This window comes from Rickettsia endosymbiont of Oedothorax gibbosus, from assembly GCF_936269705.1.
Classification (GTDB): Bacteria; Pseudomonadota; Alphaproteobacteria; order Rickettsiales; family Rickettsiaceae; genus Tisiphia.
Genome location: NZ_OW370493.1, coordinates 1,369,572 through 1,380,940, shown reverse-complemented (window position 1 = coordinate 1,380,940; position 11,369 = coordinate 1,369,572). Strand labels below are relative to the sequence as shown.

The window sequence follows — 11,369 nt, the reverse complement described above, 5'->3', positions numbered from 1 at the left end:
CATGCCATGCTCTCCGACCCCGGAAACCTAAACCTATATCTGCCTAATTTACGATATAGATAATGTTGCATTCCTTTATCTTAACAAAGTCTGCGATCTCATATAACATTTTTAACGTGGCTCAATCACTACGGCCTGTAATATCTCTGCCTACGCTTAGCATAATTGTTGCCAATTTCTGCCCAAGGCTCGATACTTAGTGTGCTAGGTCAACACTTCTAAGACTGTTCTTTCAACAACTAGTTTATCTACACTTCGTGGCGCACTAAAATTAATGCAAAAGCTTCTCCTGTATCATGGCAAGCAGCTCCATAAATATATGTTGAAATGAATTGCTGTTGCCGAACTTTACGGGGTCTAGTGCCACGCTTAGCCCATATACGAGTTAAGCTACCTTGTTGCCCAACTCGAGTTTCATCCTGAGACCATATATCAACTTTACATCTATCGATATTTTTTGGTAATAATTTTGTTAACATGTCTGGGAAGTTTTTTTATATGTATTTTGAGTCTCTTGATTTGACTTTGGATGCATTGAACGAGAAGTAATCCAGCTAAAACCAAGGCGGTGCATAGTATTGTAGACTGTTTTTAAAGCGCATTTAGCACCATATTCCTCAAGTAACATGATATGTAGCTCCTTTCCAGTTATATACCCACCAGTTTTACTTTCACTGAGCGTATTGATTTTATCAAAAAGAGCAGACTCTTGTATAGTGTTAATCTTCCTAGGGGTGCCGCTTCTTTGTGATTCAAATAATCCTTCAAAACCATGATTCCTAAATCTTCTGAGCCATGATTGCACAGTTTTCCAGTGTGACTTCACTATTTCAGATATGGCTTTTAAAGATTTGCCTAATTGAAGGTGATACATCGCCAATAAACGTATACGATTTCGACCATGCGGCTCATGTTTCATCATTTTTATAAAATCATGACCATGAAAACCTTGTGGTAATATTAACCTAGCCATTTGAGTACCTTTATCAGTTAAAAACCCATTTTACACCACTGTGTTAATTATTGCAATTGGTATTATTCAAATCTGCAAGAAAACTTGATTATCGAGTATATAGAAAGATAAGCTTGACTACATCTATTAAATTAACTTAATTGTAGATGTTATATTGAAATAAGAAGGAAATTGTGATATTTAATCTTCCAAGACTAACTATAGTCAATTCAGGAGAATTTGGGGCTAGGAGCGACGAGTGACAACGTCACCAACTTCTCTTGAATTGACTATATACATTAAACACTGAAGACTTGTTAGATAACTATCCAAAAAGGTGGATATAACTCCGGAATGTTAACTAATCGCATAAGTTCTTATTTTATTTGTTTCTTCTTGCTAGGTATAGTGGCGGGGGGAAATTTTTCATTGGTCTCAGTTACTATTCATTACCAATTATCACAAGCAGGATATTCAACTGATATTATTGGCTTAATGTTTCTAACATCTCTGCCATATTGCCTAAAACCAATAGTAGCACCATTTATTGATAAATATTCTGTACCTATTATATGTAAAAAATTTGGTCAACGTCGAGGATGGGCACTAGCTGTACAAGGATGTTTGTTAGTTAGTACTAGTGGATTTTTAATTATAGCTCCCCCTGTTAACATTGTTATTACTGCCATTTTAAATTTTACTATTTCCTGTTGTGCGGCAACTCAAGATATTATTTTAGATGCCTATCGTATAGAACGCTCTGCAACAAAGGAAGAGCTTTCAGTTGCTACAACTTTTAGTGGCACTGGTTTTCGCATAGGAATGCTGATTAATAGTACAGGAGCATTATATGTCTCTTGCTTCTTTAATTGGTACTGCGTATATCTATGTACCTTTTTTATAACAATGGCTGCCCCACTAATAATCTTATGCATGCAAGAACCTGCTACAAAAAAAGCTGAACACATTTTTACTAATTTAATTTCATTGAGCCAATATTCTAAAGTCATTGGTGATAGCTTACTATTATTAAAACGAAACCATCCAAATTGGATATTCATTATGCTGTTTGTCTTTTTATATAAAGCAAGTGATTCAATTCCTATGGCAATGAGTTCTCCCTTGTTTATTGACTTGTCCTTTACCTCCCAAGAAATTGCCTCTATCTCAAAAACATATGGATTCATGCTAATGACCTTAGGGGGGATTATTAGCGGTATTCTAACTACAAAAGTAGGTATATCTCGAGGTTTACTAATATGCGGTATTCTACAATTACTATCCCCCTTAATGCTAATGTTTTTATCTATAGTAGGTCATGATCTAGTTGTATTTACTATAACCATTACTGTCCAAAACTTCTGTTGTGGACTTGGTAATACTGCTCTTATTATTTATTTTTCTAGTTTATGTGATGGCGAATTGATCGCCACGCAATACTCAATTATTTCTTCTTTTAGCTCCTTTGTACGTATTATTTTATCCTGTTTATCTGGTATTTGTGCAAACTATATGGATTGGTCCAATCTTTTTTTATTCACTACCTTATTTAGTATGTTATTTGTATTAGCCTTTTTAAAGATACGTAAAAGTTAATGGTTTGACTATAATTGTTAAATATTCAACGCTTCACGATATATCTCTATTAGGCTATCTTCTTCAGCAAGATCATCTTTATCTTTTTTCTTAAGTTTCAGAACATGCTTAATTATCTTAATATCATAGCCTTTATGTTTAGCTTCTTCATAAGCATCCTTTATTAGATCGGTCAGTTCGGTTTTCTCTTCCTCTAATTTTTCAAGTTTACTGATAGTGTCAATTAAATCTTGTGAATCGATTATCTCTGTCATAATTATAAATATTATAAGTTTAGTAAAATGCCAATTACCAAATTATTTGCTAAAAAACAAATAATTAAAGTAACAAGCTATTCTCTTCAAAAATCCTACTTTGTCAATGGATTCTTTAGCAAGAAGAGCTATTTCTTGAACATCATTGTCAACAGTTAAAGTTATTTTACCAACAATATCCCCAGCCTTTAAAGGAGCTGAAACAGTTGACGGTATCGATATTTTTATATCAATTTTTTCTTGGTTAGAACGTGGCACAACCATTGACAACTTTTCTGCTGCTACAAGTTGCAATTTATCCTTTACACCAAGCCATACATCAGTTTCTTCTATTATATCACCTTTAGCATAAAACTTTTTGTGAATAAAGTTTTGCTTAATCCAATCTAATAGCATTAGAGATTCATCAGCTCGCTTTTTCATAGAACTAAGACCATTAATAACAATAATATAGCGACGCCCATCATCTATACATGATGCTACCATACCATAACCCCCATCGTCAGTATATCCTGTTTTAATACCATCACATCCAACTTCTTTATATAATAAGAGATTACGATTTCCTTGAATAATAGGGCGACCTTTTTGATCTTTACCGAAAGTAAAATATTTTTCACTATAAATGCGATAAAATTCTGGGTGGTTTTTAATAAGAGCTCTGCTAAGTAGTGTGAGATCATAGGCGGTACTATAATGATTTTCTGCTGACCAACCACTAGCATTAACAAAATGAGTATCCTTCATACCTATTTTCTGTGCTTGTAAATTCATAGCCTCAACAAAATTTTCTTCCGTTCCGTACAACCCTTCAGCCGCTACAATACAAGCATCATTTCCTGATTGAATAATAATACCATTCAAAATATCTTCAAGACGTACCATTTCACCTAGAGGCATGAAAGATTTTGACCCTCCCATACGCCAAGCTTTCTCACTTACAATAAAATACGAATCAAACGACACCTCGCCCTTCTGAATTTTCTCTTCAATAAGATAAGATGTCATTATTTTGGTCATCGATGAAGGAGTCATACGCTCATAAGCATTCTTTGCCAACAACACTTTACCTGTAGCGTAATCTATGACTATTGCTTGCTTTGCTTCAAGGGTTATTGCATTACTATCAGAATGATGAATCACATTATTATTTTCCTCTGTACTAGATGTCACTGCTTTAATAGGAGACTCTGCCTTAACAGTAACAATAGGTAATATTAAGAGACAAATTAATATCAAATATAGTGTAAATATCGAAATTTTATAAATCTTGTTCATGTAATGCAATGCCATAATTATCAATTTTGTTTAAATATAGCAGATTTTTATGCTACACTAATAGCTGTTTTCATTATTTTTGCAATATATAGTCAATTGATAAGAAATTGGCGATTATACCATAAAGGTGGTTCTCTGTTAATCCATTTCGGTGGTAATTTATCATGGTGCCATTTTGCATTGAGATATTTTCTATAAGCTTCGCAAGGATCGCTAATATGCTTAAAATCCACCTGCATGCTCTCTGATTTAGTACAATTAGCAAATGGAGTTATTATGCCATCTTGAATATCAGCTCTACGTTCTAACAAATATGGTAATAACCTTGTGGAAGCATGTTTTTTGTTATAACGAAAACTATATTCTTCGCATAATGCTAAAAAATGCTGAAATAACCAGTCCCAATTGCCAATATTCAATGCCGCCCAGATAGTACATGGGTGCTTCATGTGAGTTGGTTTGTAGATATGCTGATAAGTAACACCACTATTAATGAATATGGCGGTACTTAACAATTGGGCTATTTCTAAAACCATTTTAACTACCCGTTTGTTATCCAATGCTTGGGCAGATATTATAGGGCAGTTATTAGTAACAAAAATATTCATAAATTTTATCAATAAAATAAATAGGTTTATATTAGCTATAGCATAGATTCCTCACTACTATGGTTGACATGTAAATTAATCGGTTTATCTATTGCAATAGCATATCTATAAATTGTTTTTAAACTTGGAAAATGTTTACCGCTTTCTAAACGTGCTATTACAGATTGGGTGGTATTCATTTTTTTGCCACCTCTTTTTGAGTCATGTTAGCCTTAATTCTAGATAGTATTAAACTTGATTATCGAGTATAATATAAGAGCCTGAGCAATCAGAAAAGTTTTTTAACCGTAATTTTGTATCCCACTCATCTTTAAGTATACTATAATATACTGTATCTCGGCGTCTATCATCAGGCATAAGAGTGTGGCTTCGCAATACACCTTCTTCAGTTGCTCCAATTTTAATTAACCCACCTTTAGCTCTTACATTATAAGGTGGTCCCCTTTGTCTAGACAAAAATTTAGATAAATAGAGATATAATTCACAAAAATTAAATTGTTGTTTTTATACAATATTTTTTTCAAAATATACACATTCTGGAGTTTTATAATCCAAAGCTTGATGCATCCTTTGTCTATTATAAAAGTCCATATATTCGTTAATTGCTGTCTTTGCCTCCTTTACTGTTGTTAAAATAATCCGATAAATTTTTTCCTGTTTTAATGATCGCCAAAAACGTTCAATAAAAATATTATCTAAGGCTCGTCCCTTACCATCCATACTAATCAAGATATTATGTAGCTTTAGCATACTAATAAAATTCTCCGAGGTAAATTGTACTCCTTGATCAGTATTAAATATTTTTGGCATACCATATTTTTCTATAGCGTCTTCAAGGGCTGTTATACAAAATTCACTTTCCAAACTAATGGAGATTCGCCAACTTAGAATATAACGACTATACCAGTCAATAATAGCTACTAAATATACGAACCCTTGGCTCAGTCTTATATACGTTATATCTGCACTCCAAACCTGGTTTGGCAATACTATTTCTAATCCTTTTAGTAAATAAGGATATATTTTATGCACTTGATTCCTCTTGCTTAAATTTATTTTAGGATAAACAGCTTCAAGACCCATTATCTTGTAGTAACGTCTAACAGCTTTACGACCTACCGAAAAACCTTGGGCTTGTAAATATTTAGCCATCCGCCGCATACCATAATATGGATGCATAGTATAGGTCTCATCAATTATTGCCATAATCTTGATATCTTGTTCACTAATACCAGTAGGTTGATAGTAATAGGTTGACCTGCTAATATCCAATAACTTACACTGTTGTACAATTGTTAACTTATTATGATTAGGCTCTATCATATTACACCTAACCTTTAATTCCAAACAATGCAGATTTTTTTTTGAGCCAGTCACACTCAACGCTTAACTGACCAATTTGCTCATATAGATTCTTGATTAACCCCTGCTGATTTGGATCAGCACTCTGTGTTTTATTCTTAAAACCTTGTACTAACAACTCAAGACCTTGTTTTTTCCAGTTACTTATCTGTGTTGCATGAACACCATACTTACTGGTTATCTGGGCTATTGTTAGCTCTCCCTTAATTGCTTCTATGGCAATTTTGGCTTTCTCCTCAGCACTATATTGCCTTACTTGTTTTTTCATCTCTAGCTCTCCTTGTTTGCTAAAGAATTCTATCTCATTTTTCTTATTTTTCTGTCCAAAATATTGGAAAATTAAACAATCTCAACCTTCCTCTTACATCAAACTGAGGTTAATATAGTTGAGTTATTAATGGGAGTACAATCTTCAATTTTAAGGCATACAACAACAGGAGATTTGTATAGGCTACCAAGCAACATGAAAAATGAGGCGAGGAAGATTTATAAAACCTTCAATCTTAAACGCTCAGATGCTGTAGAAATATATCTAAAATAAGCAAATAATGTTGTGCCTAAAAATCTACAACCCTTACAAACTAAGGCTTGCAGGACTTCCTCTTAATAAAAACTGCGGAAGTCGGGTGAATCAACTATATCTAAAAGTTTTCACATTTTTTTTGAATATATCCTCTCTTCAATCTCGTGACGAAAATGACGAATTAAACCTTGAATAGGCCAAGCAGAGGCATCTCCAAGACCGCAAATAGTACGCCCCTCGATCATTTTAGTCACGTCTAACAATTGATCTATTTCTTCTATTTTTGCCTGACCTCGTACTAAGCTCATCATAATTCGCCACATCCACCCTGTACCTTCTCTGCATGGGCTACACTGACCACAAGATTCATGCATGTAGAATTTACTAAGCCTGGCAATAGCATAAATAATATCTGTAGAATTATCCATAACAATAATTCCACCAGTCCCAAGAGCCGAGCCAGCTAATTTCACACTATCAAAATCCATTGCCAAATCTTCACATAGTGATTTTGGTAACAATGGTACTGACGAACCACCTGGAATAATAGCTTTCAGATTATCCCAACCACCACGTACACCTCCAGCATATTTTTCTATCAATTCCTTTAAAGGTATGCCCATAGCTTCTTCAACATTACATGGTCTATTTACGTGACCAGAAATACAGAAAATTTTCGTACCGGTACTGTTAGGCTTCCCGATTGAAGCAAACCAATCCCCCCCACGTCTAAGTATAGTAGGTACAACGGCAATTGACTCAACATTATTAATAGTTGTTGGACAACCATATAAGCCGAAATTAGCTGGAAATGGCGGTTTCAGTCTAGGAAATCCCTTATTCCCCTCTAAACTCTCGAGTAGAGCTGTTTCCTCACCGCAAATATATGCCCCAGCACCTCTATGCAAATAAATGTCAAGTTTATACCCAGTACCACAAGCATTATCACCTATAAAACCAGCATCATAAGCTTCATCTATAGCCCGTTGCACATTGGATGCTTCGTTATAAAATTCACCACGAATATATATATAGCAAGTATGTGCGTTAATAGCAAAACTGGCAAGCAAACAGCCTTCAAGCAATTTGTGCGGCTCATGTCTTAAAATATCACGATCCTTGCATGTACCAGGCTCTGATTCATCAGCATTAACTACTAAATAGCTAGGTTTCGGGTGTTCTTTAGGCATAAACGACCATTTGAGACCAGTTGGAAATCCAGCACCGCTCCGTCCTCGCAAACCTGATTTTTTTATTTCATCAATTATCCATTCTCTACCTCTAATAATAAAATCTTTTGTATTATCCCAATCTCCACGTTGCTTACTACTTATTATATCATATTTTTTCTGCCCACTAAGATTAGAAAAAATTTTATTGCTAGTTTGTAACATAATTAACTCTTAGAATATCTACAAATGAGAGTATAGATGAAGGTAAATAATTGTGAAGAATAAATTTAGGGGTTTTTATCAGGATGGTTTAAAAGTCTTAACTTTAAGCCACCAATATCCAAATTTATTATTTGTACTGTTAATCATAATATAAAGACTATTTATATCCACTTTCTTTAGTTTAATATTATTATTAAGTTTAAAATAATAGTCAACTTACATTTTTCCAACCAATCCTCAAGGACAATTATACTTAGTTCATAAATGAGGTAAAATTTTATGTATAGATTCTTTTAGGTTATTTTTAATTTTCTAAAATTCTTCCGTGATACCATTTAGTTTACTTATTTTCTCTAAAAATTTTCTCATTTCATTTTGTTTAAGTAATGGTATGTGTATATTACAAATCTGTTCATAAGTTAAGTTTGCCCTAACAGCTCCATACTTTGTATCATATTTGCCAATAATGGCTAAATAATATTTTGATTTTAAAACATGTAATAAATATTCAGATGGTAGAGTATTTTGGAATTTTTTTAAAACTCTAAATACGATATAGATACCACTTACATATCCACCATTTAAGTCCTCAGAAACTAAACCTAAAGAGCCAACGTTAATCCTATGCGGATTATATACCAAATCTCCAGCTTGAACATACTTATATTTTTGGTTTATGTCCTCACCTTTTAAAATTTCATTGTCAAAAATACCAATACTATTACTTACCCCTAAAATTCTAAAATCTGTAATTGGCTGTAAAGACGGTTCTGTTTTTTCTGTTATCTCCTCAATATAATCACCAAGTTTTATAATATCACCTTTTAAATTAGCAAAAATATCTAAATAATCATAAATCCATAAACTATAGCTATTCTTGGCTATTTCAGTTGATGGTATTATGGCAGATTCAATTTCTGCAACAGCCTTTTTATTGTTGAAAGCATCGAGTGCAATTGGTAAATCATTATCCTTAATTGGCTTCTTTCTTGAACCAAGTTCATGACCAACCGCATTAATTGCAAAAAAGAACGTATCTGAGATCTTTCTGTTTTTCTCGAAATATATAATGCTTGTTTTTGTTGGTGTGTAAGGTTCAAAAAGCTTTCTTGGCAATGAAACAATAGAAACATTTGATGAGTTATTAAAAATATACTCTCTCACCTTTCCAACATTTCCCCCATCTGAAACAAAGTTTTCTTTTACAAGTAAACAGCCTCTACCACCTAGTTTTAAAGCTTCAAAGCAATGCAAAGGACAAATAGCGTCACCATTATTTGATTGAATGGGATATAAATACCCAAACCTTGTTTGTTGCGAATATGGTGGATTTGTAATTACAATATCATATTTTTGATTTACATACTCAGAAAGGGTATCTTGTTTTTTGATATTACTATGTCCATCTCCAAACAAAATCATATTCATTTTTGCAATTCTTGCATTAACAGTAATCTCAGAACCGTAAATTGTTTTTTTTCTTAGAATATTTTGCATCTCGTCGTTAAACGAAGTTCTGATTTTTAAATATCTAAATGCTTCAATTAAAAATCCTCCTGTACCACAAAAAGGGTCATAAATGGTTTCGCCAATTTTAGGATTAACCATACTTATCATTGTTCTCACAATGTTTCTAGGTGTAAAATATTTGCCTAAATCTTTAATTTTGATGCCTTGGTAAGCATTTTTTAAAAAATATTCAAAAGCATCACCATTCACATCACTATCTGAAGCCGTAAGGTTAAGTTTTGAAAGCTCACAAATAATTTCTTCAAAAATATCAGGGGAATTAATAGGGAACGCTTCGCTAAAAATATCACCATACTTCTTGTTAATCTTAATCCACACAACATCTTTCACATATTGATACAACTCGTTTCCTTTTTTCTGAGAAAAGGAACTCCATCTAAGATACTCATCTAACCTATTTTCTTCACCTCCCAACATCTTTAGAACAGAAATTTCATCAAGAATTTTTAAAAACAAAATATCAGAAAATGCCCCAAATCTGTCAAGCCCTGCTTGCAATCCATCCTCTCTTAGTAAATTAGCCGCACTTTTAAATACCCTAATAAGTTCGTCTCTTGAATTCTGAATGAAATTTACCGCAGATAGTATTTCAGAGCCCTCATTAACAAATCTGAGTGCCGTATGGTGATTTATAAATTGCCTTACATCTTCCCCGTCAATTTTAAGACTACGTTCATTATACAAATATTGGGTTTCAATATAACTTCCATTATAAGCAAATATAAGCGGTGTATTTAGTGGTTTAGCATACAAATTTAATGCTTGGTGCATTGCTAATTGTATAGTTTCATTTGGTTTTTTTGCCTCAATTATTATTATTGGTTCGTTACTTCCTTCCTTGTATAGTACAAAGTCAGGTATTTTACCGCTAAGTAATTCTTTTTGCTTGGTAAGTTTCACTCTTTGTTGATAAACGTTACATCTTGGGTCTTTTTCATCGACAATCCAACCAAGATTATCAAGTTGAACCAGGATATCATGCGTTACAGATGCTTCTAATCTTTTAGTATACATAAAGAATATTCCAATTTTACAAAAAAGCTTGTTGTACCAACAAATTAAATATATCGTAATTATCTCTGTTATTATATCTAAAACAGAACTCATTAACGTATTTTTGTAAGTATTGTGGTGTACATTGCTAGAGACTGCCTACAACTCCTGGTTTTTGAATAGCTTCACCAACTTAAAGTCAACATATCTCGATCTATTCTGAAACCTTTAAAACGCTCTAATACTGACATACCTAGTAGTGATGTATCGAGACCACCAGTACCTATATGAGCTTCAATATTTCTAAAGAAAGCTCTGTTATCAATCACTACACTATCTAATTTCACGGGGGCGGCCGTACTAGTACCATTAGCCGTCGAGTAAATTCTAGTGTAATGTAGTTTTGATAAGTCAAATCCTAGCATTTTAGCATCATTAGTAGTAAGGGCAACATCACTTGCTCCGGTATCAATCATAAATTTAATTTTTACTCCATTTACCAGTACGTCAATGTAAAAATGTCCGTCGCTACTACGGCTAATCACTAATTCTCCTTGTTTATTGACCCAATTATATGATGGTATTAGTACGGATATGACTCGTTGTGTGGTATAATTTAATTCAAATCTGAAAGCGTAACCAATAATTATGATCAAGAAAATTAGCCCCCAGATTAATAGCTGAATAGAGACGATCTTTACCCCCTTTTGATTGAAGGAATTATAAACGATACTGATAATAATCAAAATCATTACAAAGCAAGATATACTCTTCTGGCTACTCCAAGAGAACCCAGGAAATTGTGCATCTACCAATTTACGTATCAAGAAGGTAATGACCGTACTAATACATAAAAGCATTGTTAACTTTATAAGACTC

At 33.2% G+C, this 11,369-nt stretch carries 12 protein-coding genes; 1 reads left to right on the top strand and 11 read right to left on the bottom strand.

The annotated features are described in order from the left end of the window. Window positions 1–248: 248 nt before the first annotated feature. Entirely contained in the window at window positions 249–479 is a 231-nt protein-coding gene (locus NBW66_RS07490) for a hypothetical protein (RefSeq protein ID WP_250310561.1), read from the bottom strand. Further along, on the bottom strand, window positions 473–973 hold the full coding sequence (locus NBW66_RS07485; protein WP_250310560.1) for a helix-turn-helix domain-containing protein: 501 nt from the start codon (window positions 971–973) through the stop codon (window positions 473–475). The genes NBW66_RS07490 and NBW66_RS07485 overlap by 7 nt, the downstream gene beginning before the upstream one ends. A 333-nt stretch (window positions 974–1,306) precedes the next feature. On the opposite strand from NBW66_RS07485, the gene NBW66_RS07480 reads away from it, so the two are divergent. Then, on the top strand, window positions 1,307–2,548 hold the full coding sequence (locus NBW66_RS07480) for an MFS transporter (protein ID WP_250310559.1): 1,242 nt from the start codon (window positions 1,307–1,309) through the stop codon (window positions 2,546–2,548). A 17-nt stretch (window positions 2,549–2,565) separates the two neighbouring features. On the opposite strand, the gene NBW66_RS07475 is transcribed toward NBW66_RS07480, so the two are convergent. The 9 genes from NBW66_RS07475 to NBW66_RS07435 form a co-directional block, all read right to left on the bottom strand. Continuing rightward, entirely contained in the window at window positions 2,566–2,802 is a 237-nt protein-coding gene (locus NBW66_RS07475) for a GapR family DNA-binding domain-containing protein (protein ID WP_250310558.1), read from the bottom strand. A gap of 42 nt (window positions 2,803–2,844) precedes the next feature. Beyond that, on the bottom strand, window positions 2,845–3,975 hold the full coding sequence (locus tag NBW66_RS07470; protein WP_250310557.1) for a D-alanyl-D-alanine carboxypeptidase family protein: 1,131 nt from the start codon (window positions 3,973–3,975) through the stop codon (window positions 2,845–2,847). Between the two features lie 197 nt (window positions 3,976–4,172). Then, window positions 4,173–4,688, bottom strand: a complete 516-nt coding sequence (locus NBW66_RS07465) for a pyrimidine dimer DNA glycosylase/endonuclease V (protein WP_250312158.1) — start codon at window positions 4,686–4,688, stop codon at window positions 4,173–4,175. 35 nt (window positions 4,689–4,723) lie between these two features. Continuing rightward, window positions 4,724–4,867 (bottom strand): helix-turn-helix domain-containing protein, encoded by a 144-nt coding sequence (locus NBW66_RS07460; RefSeq protein WP_250310556.1) that lies wholly within the window; start codon window positions 4,865–4,867, stop codon window positions 4,724–4,726. 325 nt (window positions 4,868–5,192) lie between these two features. Further along, entirely contained in the window at window positions 5,193–6,011 is an 819-nt protein-coding gene (locus tag NBW66_RS07455; RefSeq protein WP_250310555.1) for an IS3 family transposase, read from the bottom strand. Between the two features lie 7 nt (window positions 6,012–6,018). Beyond that, a complete protein-coding gene (locus NBW66_RS15275) occupies window positions 6,019–6,318 on the bottom strand; it encodes a transposase (RefSeq protein WP_250310554.1) in 300 nt (99 codons plus the stop codon). A 383-nt stretch (window positions 6,319–6,701) separates the two neighbouring features. Beyond that, a complete protein-coding gene (gene nuoF / locus NBW66_RS07445) occupies window positions 6,702–7,967 on the bottom strand; it encodes an NADH-quinone oxidoreductase subunit NuoF (protein ID WP_250310553.1) in 1,266 nt (421 codons plus the stop codon). A gap of 312 nt (window positions 7,968–8,279) precedes the next feature. After that, window positions 8,280–10,604: an N-6 DNA methylase gene (locus NBW66_RS07440; protein WP_250310552.1), complete on the bottom strand. Its 2,325-nt coding sequence runs from the start codon at window positions 10,602–10,604 to the stop codon at window positions 8,280–8,282. Window positions 10,605–10,675: 71 nt separating this feature from the next. Continuing rightward, window positions 10,676–11,350 (bottom strand): TIGR02281 family clan AA aspartic protease, encoded by a 675-nt coding sequence (locus tag NBW66_RS07435; RefSeq protein WP_250312157.1) that lies wholly within the window; start codon window positions 11,348–11,350, stop codon window positions 10,676–10,678. Window positions 11,351–11,369 lie beyond the last annotated feature (19 nt).

What these genes read in the sequence shown, in the direction of transcription:
- NBW66_RS07490 (WP_250310561.1), bottom strand. Translation starts at nt 479, where the DNA reads ATGTTAACAAAATTATTACCAAAAAATATCGATAGATGTAAAGTTGAT.
- NBW66_RS07485 (WP_250310560.1), bottom strand. Translation starts at nt 973, where the DNA reads ATGGCTAGGTTAATATTACCACAAGGTTTTCATGGTCATGATTTTATA.
- NBW66_RS07480 (WP_250310559.1), top strand. Translation starts at nt 1,307, where the DNA reads ATGTTAACTAATCGCATAAGTTCTTATTTTATTTGTTTCTTCTTGCTA.
- NBW66_RS07475 (WP_250310558.1), bottom strand. Translation starts at nt 2,802, where the DNA reads ATGACAGAGATAATCGATTCACAAGATTTAATTGACACTATCAGTAAA.
- NBW66_RS07465 (WP_250312158.1), bottom strand. Translation starts at nt 4,688, where the DNA reads ATGAATATTTTTGTTACTAATAACTGCCCTATAATATCTGCCCAAGCA.
- NBW66_RS07460 (WP_250310556.1), bottom strand. Translation starts at nt 4,867, where the DNA reads ATGAATACCACCCAATCTGTAATAGCACGTTTAGAAAGCGGTAAACAT.
- NBW66_RS07455 (WP_250310555.1), bottom strand. Translation starts at nt 6,011, where the DNA reads ATGATAGAGCCTAATCATAATAAGTTAACAATTGTACAACAGTGTAAG.
- NBW66_RS15275 (WP_250310554.1), bottom strand. Translation starts at nt 6,318, where the DNA reads ATGAAAAAACAAGTAAGGCAATATAGTGCTGAGGAGAAAGCCAAAATT.
- nuoF (WP_250310553.1), bottom strand. Translation starts at nt 7,967, where the DNA reads ATGTTACAAACTAGCAATAAAATTTTTTCTAATCTTAGTGGGCAGAAA.
- NBW66_RS07440 (WP_250310552.1), bottom strand. Translation starts at nt 10,604, where the DNA reads ATGAGTTCTGTTTTAGATATAATAACAGAGATAATTACGATATATTTA.
- NBW66_RS07435 (WP_250312157.1), bottom strand. Translation starts at nt 11,350, where the DNA reads ATGCTTTTATGTATTAGTACGGTCATTACCTTCTTGATACGTAAATTG.